This window comes from Pseudomonas sp. CFII68, assembly GCF_000416195.1.
In the GTDB taxonomy this organism is placed as follows: domain Bacteria; phylum Pseudomonadota; class Gammaproteobacteria; order Pseudomonadales; family Pseudomonadaceae; genus Aquipseudomonas; species Aquipseudomonas kilonensis.
The window spans coordinates 17626-40930 of the sequence record NZ_ATLN01000026.1; the positions used below are offsets into that span (position 1 = coordinate 17626).

The 23305-nt window shown below is 59.5% G+C and carries 16 protein-coding genes and 3 tRNA genes; 7 read left to right on the forward strand and 12 right to left on the reverse strand.

Features of this window, described 5'->3' with window-relative positions:
• The first annotated feature begins 148 nt into the window (after positions 1-148).
• Both CFII68_RS22065 and CFII68_RS22060 read left to right on the forward strand, forming a co-directional pair.
• Complete coding sequence (locus tag CFII68_RS22065) at positions 149-1555, forward strand: type VI secretion system Vgr family protein (protein WP_018602314.1); 1407 nt, start codon at positions 149-151, stop codon at positions 1553-1555.
• 126 nt (positions 1556-1681) lie between these two features.
• Positions 1682-2230 (forward strand): cytochrome b, encoded by a 549-nt coding sequence (locus CFII68_RS22060; RefSeq protein WP_014339294.1) that lies wholly within the window; start codon positions 1682-1684, stop codon positions 2228-2230.
• Between the two features lie 6 nt (positions 2231-2236).
• Here CFII68_RS22060 and CFII68_RS22055 read toward each other — a convergent pair whose 3' ends face one another.
• Complete coding sequence (locus CFII68_RS22055) at positions 2237-3145, reverse strand: 1-aminocyclopropane-1-carboxylate deaminase/D-cysteine desulfhydrase (RefSeq protein WP_018602317.1); 909 nt, start codon at positions 3143-3145, stop codon at positions 2237-2239.
• A 190-nt stretch (positions 3146-3335) separates the two neighbouring features.
• Positions 3336-5375: an FAD-dependent oxidoreductase gene (locus CFII68_RS22050; RefSeq protein WP_018602319.1), complete on the reverse strand. Its 2040-nt coding sequence runs from the start codon at positions 5373-5375 to the stop codon at positions 3336-3338.
• Between the two features lie 239 nt (positions 5376-5614).
• On the opposite strand from CFII68_RS22050, the gene CFII68_RS22045 reads away from it, so the two are divergent.
• The 3 genes from CFII68_RS22045 to CFII68_RS22035 all read left to right on the forward strand — a co-directional run bounded on the left by CFII68_RS22045 (position 5615) and on the right by CFII68_RS22035 (position 9175).
• Positions 5615-6832: a DUF3422 domain-containing protein gene (locus tag CFII68_RS22045; RefSeq protein WP_024619705.1), complete on the forward strand. Its 1218-nt coding sequence runs from the start codon at positions 5615-5617 to the stop codon at positions 6830-6832.
• Positions 6833-7004: 172 nt separating this feature from the next.
• Complete coding sequence (locus tag CFII68_RS22040; RefSeq protein WP_018602323.1) at positions 7005-8135, forward strand: carbon-nitrogen hydrolase family protein; 1131 nt, start codon at positions 7005-7007, stop codon at positions 8133-8135.
• A 2-nt stretch (positions 8136-8137) separates the two neighbouring features.
• On the forward strand, positions 8138-9175 hold the full coding sequence (locus CFII68_RS22035) for an AraC family transcriptional regulator (protein ID WP_018602325.1): 1038 nt from the start codon (positions 8138-8140) through the stop codon (positions 9173-9175).
• Between the two features lie 304 nt (positions 9176-9479).
• Here CFII68_RS22035 and CFII68_RS22030 read toward each other — a convergent pair whose 3' ends face one another.
• From CFII68_RS22030 to CFII68_RS21980, 10 genes are all read right to left on the reverse strand, one after another.
• On the reverse strand, positions 9480-10340 hold the full coding sequence (locus CFII68_RS22030) for a DUF2242 domain-containing protein (RefSeq protein ID WP_018602327.1): 861 nt from the start codon (positions 10338-10340) through the stop codon (positions 9480-9482).
• A 1121-nt stretch (positions 10341-11461) separates the two neighbouring features.
• Positions 11462-13333: a SurA N-terminal domain-containing protein gene (locus tag CFII68_RS22025; RefSeq protein WP_018602330.1), complete on the reverse strand. Its 1872-nt coding sequence runs from the start codon at positions 13331-13333 to the stop codon at positions 11462-11464.
• Between the two features lie 224 nt (positions 13334-13557).
• Complete coding sequence (locus CFII68_RS22015; RefSeq protein WP_002552737.1) at positions 13558-13830, reverse strand: HU family DNA-binding protein; 273 nt, start codon at positions 13828-13830, stop codon at positions 13558-13560.
• 148 nt (positions 13831-13978) lie between these two features.
• Positions 13979-16375, reverse strand: coding sequence for an endopeptidase La (lon, locus tag CFII68_RS22010; protein WP_014339302.1), 2397 nt, complete (start codon positions 16373-16375; stop codon positions 13979-13981).
• A 161-nt stretch (positions 16376-16536) separates the two neighbouring features.
• Positions 16537-17820 carry an ATP-dependent Clp protease ATP-binding subunit ClpX gene (gene clpX / locus CFII68_RS22005; RefSeq protein WP_003183176.1) on the reverse strand — a complete coding sequence of 428 codons (1284 nt, stop codon included), beginning with the start codon at positions 17818-17820 and terminating at the stop codon, positions 16537-16539.
• A gap of 112 nt (positions 17821-17932) precedes the next feature.
• Complete coding sequence (clpP, locus tag CFII68_RS22000; protein ID WP_018602422.1) at positions 17933-18568, reverse strand: ATP-dependent Clp endopeptidase proteolytic subunit ClpP; 636 nt, start codon at positions 18566-18568, stop codon at positions 17933-17935.
• Positions 18569-18661: 93 nt separating this feature from the next.
• On the reverse strand, positions 18662-19972 hold the full coding sequence (tig, locus tag CFII68_RS21995; RefSeq protein WP_018602424.1) for a trigger factor: 1311 nt from the start codon (positions 19970-19972) through the stop codon (positions 18662-18664).
• Positions 19973-20394: 422 nt separating this feature from the next.
• Positions 20395-20479: transfer RNA gene (locus CFII68_RS21990), tRNA-Leu, on the reverse strand.
• Between the two features lie 58 nt (positions 20480-20537).
• A tRNA-His gene (locus tag CFII68_RS21985) sits at positions 20538-20613 on the reverse strand.
• A 41-nt stretch (positions 20614-20654) separates the two neighbouring features.
• Positions 20655-20731, reverse strand: a tRNA-Arg gene (locus tag CFII68_RS21980).
• Positions 20732-21012: 281 nt separating this feature from the next.
• Here CFII68_RS21980 and folD point away from each other — a divergent pair.
• Positions 21013-21867, forward strand: coding sequence for a bifunctional methylenetetrahydrofolate dehydrogenase/methenyltetrahydrofolate cyclohydrolase FolD (gene folD / locus CFII68_RS21975; protein ID WP_014339305.1), 855 nt, complete (start codon positions 21013-21015; stop codon positions 21865-21867).
• A 360-nt stretch (positions 21868-22227) separates the two neighbouring features.
• The gene (gene pbpG, locus CFII68_RS21970; RefSeq protein WP_018602428.1) at positions 22228-23166 is read left to right on the forward strand and encodes a D-alanyl-D-alanine endopeptidase; all 939 of its coding nucleotides are present in this window, start codon (positions 22228-22230) and stop codon (positions 23164-23166) included.
• Positions 23167-23305: the final 139 nt, after the last annotated feature.

Below are 23305 nucleotides of genomic sequence, written 5' to 3' on the forward strand. Positions count from 1 at the left end.
ACCGGCTGATCGACCAAAAAATTCACCCTGCCGGATCGACATTTTCACAGCGTGTTGTAGGGCGTTTCTGAAATAGCGCCTCACAAGCACCGTTTTCCCCCGCGGTTTCGTACCCTCTGCGCCTCTCTCCCCGCCAGTAGGAGCTGCGATGCGCAACGACACGGAAAGTCCCTTCAGCCTGACGCTCACGCAAAGCGACTTGCAACTGCAAGTCTTGCGCTTCAACGGCCGCGAAGCCCTCAACCAGCCATACCGCTTTGACCTCGAACTGATCGGCCTGGCCCCACCGATAGATCCCAAGCTGCTCTTGGGGGAACCGGCCTTCCTGCGCCTGGACGGTGAATCGGGCGTCCATGGGATTGTCCACAGCGTTAGCCTCAATGCCCTTGCGCCACGGCGCATCGGCTATCGCTTGACGTTGGTTCCCTACCTCCAGCAACTGGAGCAAGGCCCGCGGCGCCGGGTTTTCCATCGGCTCAGCGTGGTACAGGTGCTGCAACGCCTGCTGGAAGAATACGCGCTACCCGTCGACAGTTACCGTTTCGAACTGCCCCATGGGCAGTATCCGTGTCGCCCATTCTGCATCCAGTACGACGAAAGCGACCTGACCCTCCTGCAACGGCTGTGCGAGGAGGAAGGCATCCATTACCACTTCGAACACGCGCCCCAGGGCCATGTCCTGGTGTTTGCCGAAGACCCGAAGAGCTTTCCCGCGCGCCCCGTCGAGCTGCCTCTGCACCCGAACGACAGCCAGCTACCGACCATCAAGCGCTTGTATTTGCGTCACCACCCGATGATGCCTGGCCTGCCTGTCGGGTTCAGTGACCGGGCCCAGCCCGAAACCGAGGCCTCGGCAGCGAATCAACCCCTTGAGCGGATCGATCACGAAGCCATGCGCAGCAACCCGGCCTTGGCTCACCGTTACCAGGCCGGTCGCCGCCACCTTGAACGATTGCGCTGCCGGCAACGGGAAATCCATGGCCACAGCACCCAACCGACCGTGCACGGCGGCGACATCGTGCAGATCTGCGAACACCCGGTTTCCACCTTCAACGATCAATGGCTGATCACCGAGGTCCAGCATCGCGGACGACAGTTTTCGATCCTGGAACCGGACCTGCCCATCACACCGTCGGCCCGTGACTACCGCAACCGGTTCACCGCCATTCCCTGGTCCACCACGTTCAGGCCGGCCCTCAAGCACCCCAAGCCCTGCATCCCCGGGTACCACCTGGCCTATGTACTCGGCCGCACCGGCCAGCCGGCCAGCCCCGATGAGCGTGGCCAGGTGAGTGTCAGCCTATGGGCGCCGGACCAGGACGGCATCACGCTGCCCGTGTCGCGGCTGACGCTGGATGGCAGCCCCAGCCTGATGGCCGGCAGCGAAGTGCTGGTGAGTTTTCTCGATGGCGACCCTGATCGACCGGTGCTGTGCCCGGGGGCTGTCGATACTGGCGCAGGACAAACCGCCGCGCCCCCGAAACCGCCCCGGCGCAATCCTGATGCCGGGTTGCTGTTGGACTGGCTGCTGAATCCGCCGGACTTCACACCCTGACACATCCCTGTGGCTTCATGCGGGCAAAACTGATCTGGCTCATGCCAATTCAACGAAACGGGCTTACAGTAAATAGACAACGCCGCTTTAGACGGCGCTCTACCCTGATCGTTGGAGATACCCGCAATGCCCTGGAAAAGCTCAGAAAGCCGCTACAGTACCGTCACGGTGACCTTGCATTGGCTGATGCTGGTGCTGCTGGCCGTGGTTTATGCCTGCATCGAGTTCCGGGGGATTTTCCCCAAGGGCAGTGGCGGCCGGACCCTGATCAAGGAAGCGCACTTCATGCTCGGCCTGACAGTGTTCCTGCTGGTCTGGCTGCGCCTGTTCGCCCGCAGCATGGGTAAGACACCGGCGATTTTCCCGGCGTCGCCTGTGTGGCAAACCGTCCTCGCTCGCCTGATGCACTGGGCGCTGTACCTGTTCATGATCGCCATGCCGTTGCTGGGCTGGCTGATCACCAGCGCCGAAGGTCATCAAGTGATGTTCTACGGTTTCGATCTGCCCTTGCTCATCGATCAGGACAAGGAGTTTGCCAAGCAACTGGAAGGCTGGCATGTGCTGGGCGGCACCATCGGCTATTGGTTGATTGGCTTGCATGCCTTGGCGGGGCTGTACCACCACTATGTGGTACGGGACAACACGCTGTTGCGGATGATGCCCAAACGCGGCTGATCGCTGTTACTCGAACCCTCGGCGGCCTTGCAAACCGCCGGTGTGGACGAAAATCAAACGGGTGCCGGGGGCAAAGCCTCCGGCCTCGACCCGCGCTTTAAGCAACATCAAGGCTTTGCCGGTGTACAACGGCTCCAGTTCGATGGCCGCCGTGGTTTCGATGAACTCGGCGAGTTCGGCATCGACCCGGGCGAAACCGCCACGGCTGCCGTCGAACAGTTCATAAAGCGCACGGCAAAGGCCTGCCTCCCCCAAGATGCTTTCGACTTGCTGCGCCACGCCATGGTCCTGGGGCACCGCCAGCACGCCATAGACCGGGCGCCCACCCGCTTCGGCCAGCACCAGCCCGGCCAGCGATGTGCCGGTGCCGCAGGCCAGCCACCAGCCGTGATAATCCGCCCATCCCAACGTTGCCAGTTGTTCACGGACATTGGCTGCCCAGGCCATGCAGCCTAGTGCGCCAGGCAACCCCGAACCGCCCTCGGGCACCGGATGCAAATAGGGATAGCGGATCTGCCACGGCGCCCAGAAACCCGGCGCGTGCCGCTCTCGGTATCCGCCAAAACCCAACCAGTGCAGGTCCATACCAAACGCCTTCAGGTCGCGCACTGTCGGCGTGTCCTGGGGATGACCACGCAACAACCCCACCGTGGGAAACCCGAAGCGCTTGCCCGCCGCGGCCAACGCATGCAAATGGTTGGAATAAGCCCCGCCCAGGCTCATGACCCCCTCGGCGCCGGCCTCATGGGCGGCGCGCAAATGATGGACCAACTTGAACCACTTGTTGCCGCTGATCAGCGGATCGATCCGGTCCAGGCGCAACACCGCCACTTCAACACCGGCACGGGCGAGCCAGTCCAGGTGAAAGGGTTCGAGTCGGGGTTGGGGATGCCAGTCGAGGGCGGGAAGCAGCATGGCAGCAGGCCCGTGGGGAAATAGGCCGGCATCTTAACAGCTGGTCGCGGACTCCCTGACATCGAAAAAACTTGTGGGAGCGAGCCGGCTCGCGATAGCGGTGGGTCAGCCAGCATTTCTGAAACTGACTAACCGCCATCGCGAGCAGGCTCGCTCCCACAGGGGATCCGGGTGTCTACAGGGCTGTACGTTACAACTGCGCCGCCAACCGCGAACCCTGGTTGATCGCCCGCTTGGCGTCCAGCTCCGCCGCCACGTCGGCACCGCCGATGAGGTGAACGGTCTGCCCCGCCGCCTCCAGGCCTTCCTGCAATTCACGCAGCGGATCCTGGCCGGCGCAGATCACGATGTTGTCCACGGCCAGCACGTGTGGCTCACCGGTTTCGCCGATGCGAATGTGCAAGCCATCGTCGTCGATCTTCAGGTACTCGACGCTGTTGAGCATCTGCACCTGCTTGTTCTTCAGGCCCGTGCGGTGAATCCAGCCGGTGGTCTTGCCCAGGCCGTCACCGACCTTGGACGCCTTGCGTTGCAGCAGGAACACCTGGCGCGCCGGTGCATGGGGTTCGGCCTTGATCCCGGCCACGCCGCCGCGAGCCTCAAGGTGGGTGTCGATGCCCCACTCCTTCCAGAACGCCTCGCGGTCCTGGCTGGTGGCAACGCCCTGATGAACCAGGAACTCCGACACGTCGAAGCCGATACCACCGGCACCGATCACCGCGACACTGCGGCCCACCGGCTTGCGCTCGAGGATCACGTCCAGGTAGCTCAACACCTTGGCATGCTCCACCCCGGGAATCGCCGGCACGCGTGGGGCGATGCCGGTAGCAAGAATGATCTCGTCATAACCGCCAGCCACCAATTGCGCCACATCTACACGGGTGTCGAGGCACAGTTCGACATGGCTGGTCTGCAATTTGCGCTTGAAGTAGCGCAGGGTTTCGAAGAACTCTTCCTTGCCCGGCACGCGCTTGGCGACGTTGAACTGACCACCGATTTCACTGGCCGAATCGAACAGCGTCACCTGGTGCCCACGCTCGGCCGCCACCGTGGCAGCGGACAAGCCGGCCGGGCCGGCACCGACCACGGCGATTTTCTTCACCTGGGTCACCGGCAGATAGTTCAGCTCGGTTTCGTGGCAGGCCCGCGGGTTCACCAGGCAACTGGTGAGCTTGCCGCCAAAGGTGTGGTCCAGGCACGCCTGGTTGCAACCGATGCAGGTGTTGATTTCATCGCCGCGACCGGCAGCGGCCTTGTTGACGAACTCCGGATCGGCCAGGAACGGCCGGGCCATGGAGACCATGTCGGCATCGCCTTCAGCGAGGATCTGCTCGGCCACTTCCGGGGTGTTGATGCGGTTGGTGGTGATCAGCGGGATGCTCACCGAGCCACGCAGCTTGGCCGTGACCTTGCTGAACGCGGCGCGCGGAACCTTGGTGGCGATGGTGGGAATTCGCGCTTCGTGCCAACCGATACCGGTGTTGATGATCGTCGCGCCGGCCTGCTCGATGGCCTTGGCCAACTGGACGATTTCGTCCCAGGTGCTGCCGCCTTCCACCAGATCGAGCATCGACAGGCGAAAGATGATGATGAAATTCGGGCCTACCGCCTCGCGCACCCGACGCACGATTTCCACCGGCAGGCGCATGCGGTTCTCATAGCTGCCGCCCCAACGGTCGGTACGGTGGTTGGTGTGGGCCGCCAGGAACTGGTTAATGAAATAACCTTCCGAGCCCATGATCTCGACGCCGTCGTATTCGGCCTTCTGGGCCAGTACCGAACAGGTGACGAAATCGCTGATCTGTTTCTCGATGCCCTCCTCGTCCAGTTCCTTGGGCTTGAACGGGTTGATCGGTGCCTGGATCGCGCTCGGTGCCACCTGCTTGGGGCTGTAGGCGTAGCGCCCGGCATGGAGAATCTGCATGCAGATCTTGCCACCGGCCTCGTGTACGGCCCGGGTAACGATCTGGTGCTTGAGCGCTTCTTCTTCGGTGGTCAGCTTGGCCGCGCCGGAGTAGACACCGCCCTCGTCGTTCGGCCCGATCCCACCGGTGACCATCAGGCCGACGCCACCCCGGGCACGCTCGGCAAAGTACGCCGCCATGCGTTCGAAGCCGCCGGGTTTCTCTTCCAGGCCGGTGTGCATCGAGCCCATCAGGGTACGGTTGCGCAAGGTGGTGAAACCCAGGTCCAGCGGGGCCAGCAGGTGCGGGTAATGAGAGGTGGTCATCGGTAACTCCACAACGGGCGATCACGGGGAAAAGCGCACGCTCTGTGGCTTGCGTCTGTCATGGCCCCCAGCGTAAGAGTCCGGATGCTGGCGCTCAATGACCGTAACTGACAACTTAATGATCCAAATGTGCAGCGTGCCGATCAACCGTGCGTGACTCTCGACGGGATGGACCAGTCCTATCAACGCTGGCCCAGGTGCTCAAACCAACAATACGCTAATCACACGGTCGCCCTTGCATGCATCCCCAACGAAAAATGCTGCACAACGAGTTGCACGCCCGCCCGTCGTTGTATTTCGACGAACCGGCCCACGTCTTCCACCTGGCGTTTCTGGGCGACAACGCCCAGTGCAACGCGCTGCTCGAGCGACTGTGCCCTGAAACCCACGCAGCAGAAGCCGCACAAGGCATCACCCGCCTGGAAGGACACCCGCTCAAGTGGGAGCGCCACGCCGAGTTCTTCACCCTGACCCTCGTCGTTCCCGCCAGCACCAATGAACTGCACTGGACAACGCTGCCCGACTGCCTTGCCCAGGGTATCGAAGGTCATTCCCAGCACCTGATCAATGCCGTTCAGGTGGTGGTGCGCGCCGAAGCCGGTCTCGACCTGCCCAGCTACGGTTTCAAGGACCCTTGCGGCTCGTGCGTGGGCGGCGGCGATGCAGTGGTCTGGAGCGATTTTCGCCTGACCGAGGACGGCACCAATCGCCTGCTGTTCATCAATCGACGGCTCAACGCTTATCGCCAGGGCCGCATGATCCGGCGCCTGCTGGAAATCGAGACCTATCGCATGATGGCGTCCTTGTCGCTCAATACCGCCAAGGCACTGGACCCGCAACTGAACGAATTCGATCGCACCCTGGTGAGCCTGTCCGAGCGCAACGCCAATGCCAGCGGCGTGCATGCCAAGGCCTTGCTGGAGGACATCGCCCTGCTGTCTCGCCAGGTGGTCAGCAGCACGGTCAGGAATCGCCACCGTTTCAGCGCAACCCGCGCCTACGCCCAACTGGTGTTCGAGCGCCTGGGGGAGTTGCGCGAAAGTCACCTGGGCGATTGCCAACGGCTGGGCGTGTTCATCGAACGGCGCTTCAAACCCACGGTGCGTTATTGCGCAGCCACCGAACAGCGCCTCGAACAACTGGCCATGAGCGTCGCCAATCTGGGTGACTTGCTGCAAGCACGCGTGCAAGTCGAGATGGAAGACCAGAACGCCGAGATCCTGCGCAGCCTCAATGCCCGCGCCGATGCACAAATAAAAATCCAGCGCGCGGTGGAAGGCCTGTCGATCATTGCCATCACCTACTACCTGATCAATCTGTTCAAACTGGTCTATAGCGGGCTGCACACCTTGGGCGCGAACCTCTCGGCCCGCGAAGCGCTGCTGGGCATGACGCCGCCGGTGCTGTTGATCATGCTGCTGATTCTGATCCGGATCAGGAAGGCCAAAAGTCACTAGCGCGCCTTGCCCGCGCAGCACGCGGTCCAAGGGTTCCATGGACGCCTTTGCGTGTGCCTGCCGTGAGGACAAATCAGCGTCCGCCCTTCGCTAATCCCTTGTTTTACCGTACCCTGCCCCGTAACTCTTGATGAAAAATCACGAACCTGCACACGGCCGCTGACTGTTCCCCATGCGCAAATTTCTGTACCTGCTGTTTTCCTTGGCCTTGATTGCCGCCCTGATCACCTACGCACTGTGGACGACGGATCGTCCGGTGGGTCATTACCTGTCGGACCTGCGCATCCACCTGGCGGTGAACCAGGGCACGCCCGCCGACCGCGGCAATCTGCTGGGCATCCAGCCCGAACTGTTCCCCACCGACTACCAGAGCCCCGAGCGCCTGCATCGCAAACTGGCGGCCTATCTGCAGGCGGCTCGCGACCAGGGCTTGCTCAATGCCAAGACCGTGGTGGTCCTGCCCGAGCACATCGGCACCTGGTTGATGGTCGGCGGTGAAAAAGACGAGTTGTACCAGGCCACCACGTTGAAGGAAGCCATGAACTGGCTGGCGGTCAGCAATCCGCTGGCGTTTATCCAGGCGCTGGTCAGCGCTCAAGGCGATAACCGACTGGGCGATGCCTACCTGCGCATGAAAGCCGAGCGCATGGCCCATGACTATCAAGCGCTGTTCGGTGGCCTGGCCAAGGAGTTCGGCATCACCCTGGTGGCCGGTTCCATCGTACTTCCCGAGCCCAGCGTCAGCGACGGTGAACTGAAAGTCGGCCGCGGCGCGCTGTATAACAGCAGCCTGGTGTTCGGCAGCGACGGCCGGCCAATCGGCCAGCCACAACGCCAACGACATCCCGTCTTTGAACAGCAGGATGTGCTTGGCGCCGACCACCCGGGCGCCCCCCGCGTCATCGACACCCCCGCCGGACGCCTGGGCGTGCTGATTGGCAGCGACAGCTGGTACCCGCTCCACTACCGGCAACTCAACGACCAGGGCGCGCAACTCATTGCGGTGCCCGCCTTCATCATCGGTCGCGATACGTGGGACAAACCCTGGAGCGGTTACAAAGGCCTGTCCACGCCGAGCGAGGTAAGCCTCAAACCGGGTGAAGTGAGCGAGGGACAAGCCTGGCATCGCCTGACACTGACCGGCCAATTGCCCATCAGCCAGGCCCGGGGCGGCGTCAGCGTGTTCCTACGGGGCCAGTTCTGGGACAGCGGCAGCGCCGGCCAGAGCTTCATCAGCCACAACGGCCAACACTTCCCCGATGGCAACGCCCGTGGCGCCCGCCTGCTGAACCTGTGGTTGTGAACATGAAACCGCAGCCCATGCGCCTGGGGGACTTGTCAGTGGGCTTCGTCCATAGCCTGGCTGACGCCGTCGCCAGTCATGGGCAAGACCCTCGACCTTTGCTCGAACAGTATGGTCTTGATGCCGCGCGCCTGGCCGAGCCCGGGGCACGTCTGTCGATTCCACGCTACATGCGCTTGGGCCACGCTGCGATTCAACAGACTCAGGACCCGGCCCTGGGCCTGCGCATGGGTCAGCTCGGGCGCTTGAGCCAGGCCGGGCTGGCGGGCGTTACCGCCGCCCAGGCACCGACCGTGCGCGAGGCCGCCCGCTGCATGATCCGCTTCGAACCGCTGTATGGCTCCAACTATCGCGGTCAGTCGAGCTTCCACGAGGATGCCCGGGGTGCTTGGCTACGGTTCTATTCCATCAGCCCGTATAACGCCTACAACCGCTTCGTCGTGGATTCGATCATTGCCGGCTGGCTTGCCCAACTGTCCAGCGTCAGTGGCATCGCGCTGCGACCCGAACGCATCGAAATCGAATTTGAGGCGCCGGCATACCTGGAGGCCTACCGCACGCTCGGCGACTGCCCGATCCAGTTTGGCGCCGAACAGAATCAACTGCGCCTGGGCCTGGACAGCCTCGCCCAGCGCAACCCACAGCATTGCCCCAGCACCTGGCACCATCTGCTTCAGTTGTGTGAACGGGAACTGGAACAACTGACCCGCACTCGCAGCCTGCGTGAGCGCATCATCCAGCTGCTGGGGCCGTTGCTCAACGGCGGCCGGGAACCCGACCTGGAAGAAGTGGCGGCCCGCCTGAAGCTGCCAACCTGGACCCTGCGTCGCAAGCTGGCCGAGGAAGGCACGCAGTTTCGCGCCATCCTCAACGACACCCGCCGCGACCTGGCCATGACCTATATACGCGATACCGAACTGGCGTTCGGCGAAATCGCCTACCTGCTGGGGTTTGCCTCAGCCGAGGCCTTTCAACGTGCCTTCAAGCGCTGGAACGACCAGACGCCCGGGGAGTTTCGTCGTAGTCACCGAGGGGTTTGAGCTTCAAGAACCTGGCTTGGCGCTTACCACTTGTAGCTCGTAGCGGTTTTCACAACTCCGTCGCATCTTCGGCGGGTTCCAACGGGTCCAGTTCATATGCCTGGTATTCCAGCAGCTCTTCCTGATAATCATCCATTGCGTGTCCTTCCCCTGTCATTGAAACCAATGCCTGATGGCGCTGGCATCAGCATAAAGCTGCTTTATGAACAAAACATGAAGCAAAGGCTTCATGAATTAAACGTAGCACAGGGTCGGGAAATTACCGCGTGAAGTGTGACAGGGCGTAACTCCCTGCCACTGGACCTCAGGATGCCGGCAGCGGCTGGATCGGCTCGCTCGGGGGCGGTAACGAGCTGGACGGTGGAGGTGTAACGGTTTCCGTCGTCGGCGCAGACTCGAACGACTCGGGCGCAATTGGCGCTGGCTCGCTCGGCGGTGCGACGGGCTCCGACACCGTGGGAGCGGTTTCGACGGGGGCCGGTGCGGCCTCCTCTACCGGCGTGGCCGCTGCGGGCACAGGTGCTGGCGCAGGCGCAGGAGCCGGCATCAGGGCAGCCGGTTCAGCCTTGGTTTCCGGGATACCCAGCTCAGTTTTCGGCTTATCGGTCTCCTCAGTCTTCTCGGCAGCTTTCTTCGCTTCGGGAGGCAGGAACAGCTCGACCAAGGCAAAGAAACGCTCATAGAACTTGGCTGCCGACACGGTTTCGCTGGCGACCTTGACCATCGAATCATCCGAGGAGCCGATCGGCATCGATACCGAACCCAACACGCCCACGCCCAGGCTGGCGGAGTTGTTGGTCTTCTTCAGGGCATAACGGTCCTGCAAGGCGTTGGCGAACATCGTCGCACGTTGGCCAGTACCGCCGTCTTCGGCACAGACCAGGTTGAAGCTGATTTCCATGTGGGTGTCGCCGGTCTGCTGGAAACTCTTGTGACCGCTGACCAGCTTCGGATCGCTGCTGGTGATGATGTAGCCCTGGCTGAGCAACGCCCGACGCCCGGCCTCGCAGGTCGCCGCGTCGCTCACTGGATAAGTGCGCGAAAACGTGCCGGAGTCATCGAAATTCTCGTGTTCGTAGATGGCGGTTTTCTTCGACGAGCAACCGGCTGCGGCGGCCAGCACCAATGCAAGCCCGACGGTGCGCATGTGAATTGATTTGAACATTGAACATCCTGAGAAAAACGGTCCGGGGCGTATTGTGCAACAGAACGCGGCCTGGCCGCGTGGCTAATCTTGTTTCAAGGGGGTTACAAGTTTACTGGGGGTTGTTTGCAGGAAAAAGACGCTGATCCGGTAGATCGACGAATACCCGCCCCGAGCAACAAGCAGACACAAAAAAATCCGGGATTTAGCTTAATGCTGTTCAGTTGCGCCGTTAATGAAGATTTTGATATCACGTTCAGAGCGGCGTAGTTTGGTGTGTATATCCATTGCTGCGGTGATGGCCACTGGTGGTTCCGCCCTGACGGCGGGTCACTTTTGGAAGAGCGCCAAAAGTAACCAAAAACGCTTTGCCCCACCACTTGGCACCTCGCCTAGGCTCGGTGTGCCCTCACTCCGGCATTGCTCCGTGGGCCGCCGCGAAGGGCCATCCATGGCCCAGCGCGGCTACCTCGGCATCCATGCCGAGGTGCCCACTGCGCAATACCTGCGTTCGGCCAGCGTGGTTTAACGGGGCGCCCCAGATCAAAAGCCAAAGCGAGGCGGCCTAACAGCCGGCCTGATTTTGACGGGACCGCGCGTCCCCTGTGGGAGCGAGCTTGCTCGCGATGACGTTGGCAAATCCAACATCATCGTTGACTGGAACACCGCCTTCGCGAGCAGGCTTTGCTCCCACAGATCTAATGGGTGTACGACCGGGAGAGCCAGGTCGGCTGTTAGGCCGCCTCGCGGTGGACGTTGATCTCGGCGCCCCGTTAACCACGCTGGCTGAACGAAGGTATTGCGCAGTGGGCAACCCGGCATGGATGCCGGGTTAGCCGCGCTTGGCCATGGATGGCCCTTCGCGGCGGCCCACGGAGCAATGCCTTCGTTCAGGCATGCCGAGCCTAGGCGAGGCACCGAGTGGTGGGGCATAAAGCGTTTTGCTTACTTTTGACTGGGCCGACTTCCGGGCTTCTCAAAAGTGAGCCGCTGTAAGAGCGGAACCATAAGTAGCCGTTACCGAAGAAATGGATATACACCCAAACCCAAGCCCAAAAAAAACGGCGCTTCCCATTTCTGAAGAAGCACCGTTTTCTCTAAGTGAACAGCATTACAGCCAGGTTTACCCAAACATCAAGCCATTAGAAACGTTTGATATCCGCCTGACTCTCCAACTGCTTGCGATACGCCGCGAAGTCCTGCTGACCAACACGGGACGCCAGGTAGCGGCGATACTCCGCCTTCTCTTCGTCAGTCGGTGCCGCCGCTTCGTTCACGCCGTTCAGACGCACGACCACCAGGCTGCCGTCAGGCAAGGTCACGCTGCTGAACGTCGGCTTGTCCTTGGACTCAGGCTTAGGCATGCGGAACAGTGCTTGCAGCACCGCCGGGTCGATGCCTTCCTGGTTGCGGGTGGCCGCCTGGATGGCTTTCCAGCCTTGGCCGTCGACCGGCTTGTCCAGTGCAGTCTTGCCGTCACCCAGGCTGGCGATCAACTCGTCGGCGCGGGTCTTGGCCGCTGCGCTGGCGTGTTCCTTGGCCAGTTGAGCACGAATGGGGCCCGCCACTTTTTCCAGCGGCAATTGCTCAGGCTTGCGGTGTTCCTTGGCACGCAGCACCACGACGGTTTCCGGGTCCAGCTCGATGGCGGTGCTGTTGGCACCCTCCTCCAGCACTTCCGGGCTGAACGCAGCGGTAACCACAGCACGATTGGCCGCAATCCCTTCGCCGCCTTCACGACCGAACGGGGCCGAGGTGTGGACGGTCAGCTTCAAGTCCTGGGCAGGTTGCGCCAGGTCGGACGCTTCGAACGAGGCATCCTCCAGTTGCTTGGTCGCCTCAACGAAACGCTGCTCCACCTGCTGGGTCTTCAGCTCGCGGACCAGTTTATCCTTCAGGCTGGCAAACGTAGGCACTTCAGGCGCTTCGACACCCAGCAGCTTGATCAGGTGCAAACCGAAATCGGTGCGTACCGGTGCCGAGACCTGGTCCTTGTTCAAGGCGTACAAGGCCTTTTCGAACTCCGGATCGTAGACGCCTGGACCGGCATAGCCCAGATCGCCACCGTTGTTCGCCGAACCCGGATCCTGGGAAAACTCCTTCGCCAAGGCTTCAAACGACTCGCCTTTGGCCAAGCGAGCCTGGACTTCTTCGATCTTCGCCTTGGCCTGGGCTTCGGTCACCTTGTCGTTCACTTCGATCAGGATGTGCGCAGCCCGACGCTGTTCGGACAGGTTGGCGATTTCTTTCTGGTAGGCCGCTTGCAGGTCTTCGTCCTTGACGCTGACCTGGTCGAAGAAAGAAGCTTTCTTCAGCTCGAGGTAATCGATGACCACCTGGTCAGGCGTCATGAACTCCTTGGCGTGCTGGTCATAGTAGGCCTTGACCTCGTCTTCGGTCAGCTTGACGGAGGCCGGGTCGGCCTTGATGTTCAAGGTGGCGAAATCACGCGTCTGTTTTTCCAGGCGGGCAAATGCCAGCACTTGGGCATCGGTGACAAAACCGCTGCCTGCCAGGCCGGCGCGCAACTGACCAATCAGCATTTCCTGAGCCAGCATCTGGCGGAACTGCATACGGCTGTAACCCAGCTGGCGGATCACCTGATCGAAACGCTCGGCGCTGAATTTGCCATCGACCTGGAACTCAGGCGTTTGCAGGATCACTTGATCGAGCGCCGCTTCGGAGAAAGCGAACTTCGCATCGTGTGCGCCTTGCAGCAGCAGCTTGCGGTCGATCAGGCCCTTGAGCGCTGAATCGCGCAGCATTTTTTCGTCCAGCAGGGAGGCGTCAAAATCCTTGCCCAGCTGTTGCATAAGCTGACGGCGTTGCATGTCGACGGCTTGGCTAAGCTCGTTCTGGCTGATGTTTTCGCCGTTGACTTTGGCCGCCTCGTTGCTATTGGTGGTGGCTTGAAAAATGGCATCGAAACCGGTCAGCGCCATCAATGCGACGATGACCCCGATGATGGTCTTGGCAATCCAGCCTTGTGAATTGTCCCTGATATTCTGCAGCATGCGTCCCCCAGAAACGGTTGAACTTCAAATTTAGGCAACCGTGGAGCGTGGGTAGAATCCGGATAGAAGAAAGGCGCATCCGAGGATGCGCCTTCTCGTAACTGGCGGAGCGGACCGGGCTCGAACCTGCAAGCCCTGGCGTGCCAGACCGGTTGCAACCGGCCGTATTACCGCTCCGCTGCCAAGCCAGGCATGACCCCGACCCGGATAAACTCAACGAAACCTTAGTTAACGGCTTCTTTCAGTGCTTTACCAGCTTTGAAGCCTGGCTTTTTGGCAGCAGCGATTTCCAGCGTCTTACCGGTCTGCGGGTTGCGACCGATACGAGCAGGACGATCGGTCACGGAGAAGGTACCGAAACCGACCAGAACAACGGAGTCACCAGCCTTCAGAGCGCCAGTGACGGATTCGATTACAGCGTCCAGCGCACGGCCAGCAGCAGCTTTCGGGATATCAGCGGATGCAGCGATAGCATCAATCAGTTCCGACTTGTTCACTCTAAGTCCCCTTATATCTATTTGAGATGATTCTAAGTTTTTTTGGTGAAAGCAAAAACGAGTGCTGAATGGCCTGCAGACACTTAAGAGCCGCTTTATAACAAGGGCTCTAAAAAACTGTCAAGGAAGCCCCCCAGGCAAATGCGTATTAATGCGTGCTAATTCTTTCCTTAGAGTCAGACTCTCGCTTTTCTTCCTTCGCGACAATCTCCGGAGCCACATCCGGCAAGGGCTCCGGCGCGTATTGCAGCGCAATTTGCAGGACCTCGTCAATCCATTTAACGGGTTTGATCTGAAGATCTTGCTTGATGTTGTCAGGAATTTCCTTCAGGTCGCGGACATTCTCTTCGGGAATGATCACGATCTTGATCCCGCCCCGGTGTGCCGCCAGCAGTTTTTCCTTCAGGCCGCCAATCGCCAGGACCTGGCCGCGCAGCGTGATTTCACCTGTCATGGCGACATCGGCGCGCACCGGAATACCGGTCAATGCCGAGACCAGGGCCGTGCACATGCCTACGCCAGCGCTCGGGCCGTCCTTGGGTGTGGCCCCTTCGGGCATGTGGATATGCGTGTCGCGCTTCTCATGGAAGTCCAGGGGAATGCCCAGGCTGCGGGCGCGGCTGCGAACCACCGTCAGCGCTGCGGTGATCGATTCGACCATCACATCACCCAGGGAGCCGGTCTTGATCAATTGACCCTTGCCCGGTACCACGGCCGCTTCGATGGTCAGCAGCTCACCACCGACCTGGGTCCAGGCCAGGCCAGTCACCTGGCCGATCTGGTCCTGTTGCTCGGCGAGGCCATAACGGAACTTGCGCACGCCCAGGAAATGCTCCAGCAGGTCCGCAGTGACCTTGACCGCGAAGCGTTTTTCCAGCGCATGTTCCTTGACCGCCTTGCGGCAGACCTTGGCAATCTGCCGTTCCAGGCCACGCACACCGGCTTCGCGGGTGTAGTAGCGAATGATGTCGCGAATCGCTTCCTCGTCGAATTCCAGCTCGCCTTTTTTCAGGCCGTTGGCCTGGATCTGCTTGGGCGAAAGGTATTTCACCGCGATGTTGATCTTCTCGTCCTCGGTGTAGCCCGGCAGACGAATCACCTCCATCCGGTCCAGCAACGCTGGCGGAATATTCATGGAGTTGGAGGTGCAGAGGAACATCACATCCGACAGGTCGTAATCGACCTCCAGGTAGTGATCGTTGAAGTTGTGATTCTGCTCAGGATCGAGGACTTCGAGCAACGCAGAGGCGGGATCGCCACGCATGTCGCTACCCATCTTGTCGATTTCGTCCAAAAGGAACAGCGGATTGCGTACGCCGACCTTGGTCATCTTTTGAATCAATCTTCCCGGCATCGAACCGATGTAGGTACGACGATGACCACGAATTTCCGCCTCGTCGCGCACGCCGCCAAGGGCCATGCGTACGAATTTGCGGTTGGTGGCATGGGCAATCGACTCCGCCAGGGAGGTTTTACCGACCCCTGGAGGACCGACCAGGCACAGGACCGGACCACGAATCTTTTTCACGCGCTTCTGCACGGCGAGGTATTCAAGGATGCGTTCCTTGACCTCTTCCAGGCCGTAATGGTCGGCGTCGAGGATGTCCTCGGCGCGCGCCAGGTCCAGGCGCACCTTGCTCTGGGCTTTCCATGGCACCTGGACCAGCCAGTCGATGTAGGAGCGCACCACGGTGGCCTCGGCAGACATCGGCGACATTTGCTTGAGCTTGTTCAGCTCGGCCTGGGCCTTGGCCAGTGCATCCTTGGGTAAGCCGGCGGCATCAATGCGCTTTTTCAGCTCTTCGATTTCGTTGTGGCCTTCATCGCCATCGCCCAGTTCTTTCTGAATGGCCTTCATCTGCTCATTCAGGTAGTACTCGCGCTGGCTGCGCTCCATTTGTTTCTTGACGCGACCGCGAATGCGTTTCTCGACCTGCAACAGATCGATTTCGCCGTCGAGCAATGCCAGCACGTGTTCGACACGGGCCGACAGATCAATAATCTCGAGAATTTCCTGCTTCTGCTCGATCTTGAGGGCCATGTGGGCCGCCATCGTATCGACCAGCCGTCCCGGCTCGTCGATGCTGTTAAGCGACGACAGGACCTCTGCAGGCACCTTCTTGCCCAGTTGCACGTATTGTTCGAACTGCGACAGCAGACTGCGGACAAACACTTCCGACTCACGCTCGGGCGCATCGACTTCTTCGATCAGCGACACCTCGGCCCGGCAATGGCCGTCCACTTCGCTGAAACGCTCGACAGTACCGCGCTGCTCGCCTTCGACCAAGACCTTGACGGTGCCGTCGGGCAACTTGAGCAATTGCAGAACCGTTGCAATCGTCCCTACGCGATACAGTGCGTCTTCGCCGGGATCATCGTCGGCTGGATTTCTCTGGGCCAGCAGAAGAATCTGCTTGTCACCCGTCATCGCAGCCTCAAGGGCTTCGATGGACTTCTCGCGCCCCACGAACAGCGGGATAACCATGTGCGGATACACCACGACATCGCGCAATGGCAGGAGAGGCAATTCGATGGTTGTCTTCATGATTTCGCCTCTACGGCGGCCCTAGGGCCGGAAACAGATGGAAGTAAGCTTGAAACCAAGATGGGGGCAGCCTTGAAAAAAAACAAGCGCTAAGACACGTCTAAAACGCGCTAAAAGCAAAGGGGCCCGAAGGCCCCTTCTTTATTCCGGCAGCGGGACGCTTAAGCGTCCGGTGCGGCCTTGGCAGCCGGCTCACTGTTTTCATAGATATACAGTGGCTTGGACTTGCCTTCTATAACGCTTTCATCGATCACGACTTTACTCACCTCGGATTGCGAGGGGATTTCATACATCGTGTCGAGCAATACGCCTTCAAGAATCGAGCGCAATCCACGGGCACCGGTCTTACGCTCCAGGGCACGTTTGGCGACCGATTTCAGCGCGTCGGAACGGAACTCCAGGTCTACACCTTCCATTTCGAACAGCTTGGCATACTGCTTGGTCAGGGCGTTTTTCGGCTCGGTCAGAATCTGCATCAACGCTGCTTCATCCAACTCGTCCAGCGTTGCCAGGACAGGCAGACGACCGACGAATTCCGGGATCAGACCGAACTTGACCAAATCGTCAGGCTCGACTTCACGCAGGGACTCACCGACTTTCTTGCCTTCTTCCTTGCTGCGCACTTCGGCGTTGAAACCGATGCCACCGCGGGTGGAACGGTTTTGAATAACCTTTTCCAGGCCGGAGAACGCACCACCGCAGATGAACAGGATGTTACGGGTGTCGACTTGCAGGAATTCCTGCTGCGGATGCTTGCGACCACCCTGGGGTGGAACGGAAGCGACCGTACCTTCGATCAACTTGAGCAAGGCCTGCTGCACGCCCTCACCGGAAACATCCCGGGTGATGGACGGGTTGTCGGACTTGCGGGAAATCTTGTCGATTTCGTCGATGTAGACAATACCCATCTGGGCCTTTTCCACATCGTAGTCGCACTTCTGCAACAACTTCTGAATGATGTTCTCGACGTCTTCACCTACATAACCCGCCTCGGTGAGGGTGGTTGCGTCGGCGATGGTGAACGGAACGTTCAGCAAGCGGGCCAGGGTTTCGGCAAGCAAGGTCTTACCCGAGCCTGTCGGGCCGATCAGCAGGATGTTGCTCTTGCCGAGTTCGACGTCGTCATTCTTCTTGTCACGTTGGTTCAGGCGCTTGTAGTGGTTGTACACCGCTACGGCCAGTACCTTTTTCGCACGTTCCTGACCAATCACATACTGATCAAGGATGCCGCTGATTTCTTTAGGCGAAGGCAATTTATGCGCGCTGCTCTCGGCCTGGGCTTCCTGCACCTCCTCGCGGATGATGTCATTGCACAGGTCGACGCACTCGTCGCAAATGAAGACCGAGGGGCCGGCAATCAATTTGCGCACTTCATGCTGGCTTTTGCCACAGAAGGAGCAATAAAGCAGTTTGCCGTTGTCCTCGCCGTTGCGGGTGTCAGTCATTCGATCGATCCAAATCCGATAGGCTTGCAACACAAGATGAAGGCAATTGCGGGCTTTTTCAAGCCCGCAGGTGATCGGACCAGCCGATCAACCTCATTTTGAGCTGCTTATTTTAAGCGGGGCGCTGGCTGATCACTTCATCGATCAGGCCATATTCACGTGCGGCTTCAGCGCTCATGAAGTTGTCGCGGTTGGTATCGCGCTCGATTTCTTCAAGCGTGCGCCCGCTGTGCTTGGCCATCAAGGTGTTGAGGCGCTCGCGGATGAAGAGGATTTCCTTGGCATGGATTTCGATATCCGATGCCTGGCCCTGGAAACCGCCCAGTGGCTGGTGAATCATCACGCGCGAGTTCGGCAGGCAGTAACGCTTGCCATGGGCACCAGCAGTCAGCAAAAACGCACCCATGCTGCACGCCTGACCGATACAGGTCGTCGAAACGTTAGGCTTGATGAACTGCATGGTGTCGTAGATCGACATGCCCGCCGTCACCGAACCGCCAGGGGAGTTGATATAGAGATGGATATCCTTGTCCGGGTTTTCGGCTTCAAGGAACAACAGTTGCGCACAGATCAGGTTGGCCATGTAGTCCTCTACCGGGCCCACCAGAAAGATGACGCGCTCCTTGAGCAGACGCGAGTAGATGTCATAGGCACGTTCGCCGCGGGCGGACTGCTCGATAACCATCGGGACCAGGCCGCCTGCGGCCTGGATGTCAGAGCTATGCTGATAAAAAGAATTGCGGGACATGTCTCGCAGTCACTCCCAAATAGTTATGTCTTGAATACGCATAAGCCAGCACGAAGGCTGGCTTATGGGTGTGTATTTCTTACCGCAGAACCATCAATCGGCTTGTGGAGCTTCCACCGGCTTGACCGCTTCTTCGTAAGAGACCGCTTTATCGGTCACGCTAGCTTTCTGCAGAACAGTATCCACAACTTGTTCTTCCAGCACAACCGAACGGACTTCGTTCAGTTGCTGGTCGTTCTTGTAGTACCAGGACACGACTTGCTCAGGCTCTTGATAGGCCGAGGCCATTTCCTGGATCAGCTCGCGAACGCGGGCTTCGTCAGGCTTGAGCTCGAACTGCTTGACCACTTCGGCGACGATCAGGCCCAGCACGACGCGGCGCTTGGCTTGCTCTTCGAACAGCTCTGCCGGCAGTTGGTCCGGCTTGATGTTGCCGCCGAACTGCTGAACAGCCTGCACGCGCAGACGGTCAACTTCGTTGGACAGCAGGGCCTTTGGCACTTCGATCGGGTTGGAGGCCAGCAGACCGTCCATGACCTGGTTCTTGACCTTGGACTTGATAGCCTGGCGCAGTTCACGCTCCATGTTCTTGCGAACTTCGGTGCGGAAACCTTCCAGACCGGTTTCCTTGATGCCGAACTGGGCGAAGAACTCTTCGTTCAGCTCAGGCAGTTTCGGCTCGGAAACGGTGTTGACGGTCACGGTGAACTCGGCGGCTTTGCCAGCCAGGTCCAGGTTCTGGTAATCCTCAGGGAAGGTCACGTTCAGAACGCGCTCTTCACCGGCCTTGGCGCCAACCAGGCCATCTTCGAAGCCAGGGATCATGCGACCGGAGCCCAGCACCAGCTGGGTAGCCTTGGCGGAACCGCCCGCGAACACTTCACCGTCGACCTTGCCGACGAAATCGATGTTCAGTTGATCTTCGTTCTGGGCTGCACGCTCAGTCACTTCGAAACGGGTGTTCTGCTTGCGCAGGATGTCCAGCATCTTGTCCAGGTCGGCATCCGACACGTCAGCGCTCAGGCGCTCGACGGCGATGGATTCGAAACCGGCAACCTTGAACTCAGGGAACACTTCGAAAATAGCGACGAATTCCAGGTCCTTGCCTTTTTCCAGCACTTTAGGCTCGACGGACGGAGCGCCGGCCGGGTTCAGCTTCTGCTCGACGACCGCTTCGTAGAACGAAGACTGGATCACGTCGCCCACGGCTTCCTGACGCGCATCAGCTTCGTAACGCTGACGGATCACGCTCATTGGCACTTTGCCTGGGCGGAAACCTGGGATTTTGGCCTTTTGGGCAGTCTGCTGCAGACGCTTGTTGACCTGAGTCTCGATGCGCTCAGCCGGCACGGTGATGCTCATGCGGCGCTCAAGAGCAGAAGTATTTTCAACAGAAACTTGCATGGATATTCCTCGTTGCACAGACGTTGGCCGGGCGTTTCCGACCCCAGAATCAAGGGCATGCATTCTAGTAGGTCAAACTCAAGAAGTCACCCTACTGAAAACGCGCTGGAAACAGGCGCCGGATTTAGGACGGGACAAACGGTCATGCCCCACCCGGATTGCAAATACAGTCGATTCAGCCCAAGGCTCTGCGCCAACGCTTCTATATATAGAAGCGGCTGGCCCGGCCGCGCAGCGCCCAGCCCCACAAGGAGACCGACGGACATGCCGCGCATCATCACGAAACACATTCGCGAGGACCCGACCGCAGCGCGCACCCAAAAAAACAGCGCCAATGCCAAACACAGAACCACTGAAAACAAAAACGGCGCAGCCCTTTTCAGGTACTGCGCCGTTTTCTGCTATTTAAATAGCGACTTGTATGGTGCGGACGGAGAGACTCGAACTCTCACACCTTGCGGCGCTGGAACCTAAATCCAGTGTGTCTACCAATTCCACCACATCCGCGTATCAAGCTTTTAAAGCAAAGGCGCCAGATTGTTAGATCTGGCGCCTCTCTAGAATATGGGGTGGACGATGGGGATCGAACCCACGACAACGGGAGTCACAATCCCGTGCTCTACCAACTGAGCTACGCCCACCATATTGCCTTGTTGCCTTACTTGTGCCAAAGCTGCCTAATTGGCGCACCCGGCAGGACTCGAACCTGCGACCATCCGCTTAGAAGGCGGATGCTCTATCCAGCTGAGCTACGGGCGCCTTTTTAATCTGTATTCTTGGACGATTACAAACTAAGTGCTTTCAGTTTTGCCGAGTTGAAACAACCAACTCCGCTCCACCTTCTTAACCAGTGCTAGGCTGTGCCCGACAAGTGCGACGAATGTTATAGACGGCCTGATAGGTCGTCAACTCTTTTTTAAAAAAAATTCATTTAATTAAAGGGGTTAGGGGAATTTGCAGACCAAGCGCCTTTGCCCTCACGCCCCGGCATGCGAGAATGCGTTCTCTTTTTTTCCCCTCTCGATGGTTAACCACGCGCAATGACTGCACAACTTATCGACGGCAAATCGATCGCCGCCAGCCTGCGCCAGCAGATCGCCCAACGAGTCACCGAGCGCCGCGAGCAAGGCCTGCGTACGCCCGGCCTTGCGGTGATCCTGGTCGGCAGCGATCCTGCCTCTCAGGTTTATGTCTCGCACAAGCGTAAAGACTGTGAAGAGGTCGGCTTCCTTTCCCAGGCCTACGACCTGCCTTCCGAAACCACCCAGCAAGCGTTGGCCGATCTGATCGATCGCCTGAACGATGACCCGAACATCGATGGCGTTCTGCTCCAGCTGCCGCTGCCTGAACACCTCGACGCCTCCAAGCTGTTGGAGCGTATCCGCCCGGACAAAGACGTCGATGGCTTCCATCCTTATAACGTCGGTCGCCTGGCCCAACGTATCCCGCTGCTTCGTCCCTGCACCCCTAAAGGCATCATGACCCTGCTGGAAAGCACTGGCGTGGACCTGTATGGCCTCGACGCCGTAGTGGTGGGTGCGTCCAACATCGTTGGCCGTCCAATGGCCATGGAGCTGCTGCTGGCCGGCTGCACTGTGACCGTGACCCATCGCTTCACCAAGGACCTGGCCGGCCATGTCGGCCGTGCCGACCTGGTGGTGGTGGCCGCCGGCAAACCCGGCCTGGTACGGGGCGAGTGGATCAAGGAAGGCGCCATCGTCATCGACGTGGGCATCAATCGCCAGGAAGATGGCAAGCTGGTGGGCGACGTGGTCTACGAGACCGCCCTGCCCCGCGCTGGCTGGATCACGCCGGTACCCGGCGGCGTAGGCCCGATGACCCGCGCCTGCTTGCTGGAAAACACCTTGTACGCGGCCGAGACGCTGCATAGCTGACACACCGCTTCAATCCAGCCATAAACCCTGTGGGAGCGAGCCTGCTCGCGATAGCTTGGGATCAGCCAACATCAATGCTGGCTGAAACACCGCTATCGCGAGCAGGCTCGCTCCCACAAGAGTTTTTGTCGCCTGATCCTTATCGGCAGGCGCTGGCCTATGCCGCGACTCCCTGGATCGCGCAAATTACGAACTTTTTCAGATTCGGTCCGCCAAAACCCCCCTTCATTAAACTTTATTTACTCACAACCCTCGGCGGTACAGGCATATAGCGCTGCTGTCGCCCATACTCCTAAAATGCGACGTTTTTTTTAAAAGTCGTTGCTCAACGGCACCTTCAACTCTATCGAGTCTACTCGCGTGAAAATCCGTCTTTCCATCATCAGCCTATTCATCGCTTTCACAGGCAGCTTTATCACGCAAAATGTCGTTGCACAGGAAACCATCGCGGCCCCTCGGGACACGACCAAGCTGCAAGTCGCCTCGGGCAGCGCGATGTTGCTGGACCTGCAGACGGACAAAGTCGTCTATTCGAGCAACCCGGACGTGGTGGTGCCCATCGCATCGGTAACCAAGTTGATGACCGGCCTGATCGTGCTGGATGCCAAACAGAACCTGGATGAATACATTTCCATCACCATCGCCAACACCCCAGAGATGAAGGGCGTGTTTTCCCGGGTCAAGCTCAACAGCGAACTGTCGCGCAGAGACGTGCTGCTGATCGCCCTGATGTCTTCGGAAAACCGTGCCGCCGCCAGCCTCGCCCACCACTATCCGGGCGGCTACGCGGCGTTCATTGCCGCCATGAACGCCAAGGCGAAGGCGCTGGGCATGACCAGCACCCATTACGTCGAGCCAACGGGCCTGTCGATCCACAACGTCTCGACCGCCAGGGACCTGACCAAGCTGCTGATCGCTGCTCGCAAGTATCCGCTGCTGAGCGAACTGAGCACCACCAAGGAAAAGACCGTTACCTTCCGCAAGCCGGCGTACAGCCTGGGCTTTCGCAACACTGACCACTTGGTCCACAAGGCCAACTGGGATATCCAGTTGACCAAGACCGGCTTCACCAACCAGGCTGGCCACTGCCTGGTGCTGGTGACGAAGATGGGCAATCGCCCGATGGCACTGGTGATTCTCGATGCGTTCGGCAAATACACGCACTTCGCCGATGCCAGTCGGATTCGTAGCTGGGTGGAAACCGGAAAAAGCGCCGCAGTGCCGTCAGTGGCCCTGCAATACAAGGCTGCCAAGAATCTCAAGAGCCGCCAGAGTGGTGTGGTGGAGGCTTCCAAGTAATCCGCGAACCCTAAAAGCTCTGACCCGTTGTAATGCTGTTCACTTAGAAAAAGCGGCGCTTCTTTCAGAAATGGGGAAGTGTCGTTTTTTTTGGTTTTTTGCGGTACTTGTTTTGGTGTGTATATCCGTTGCTGCGGTA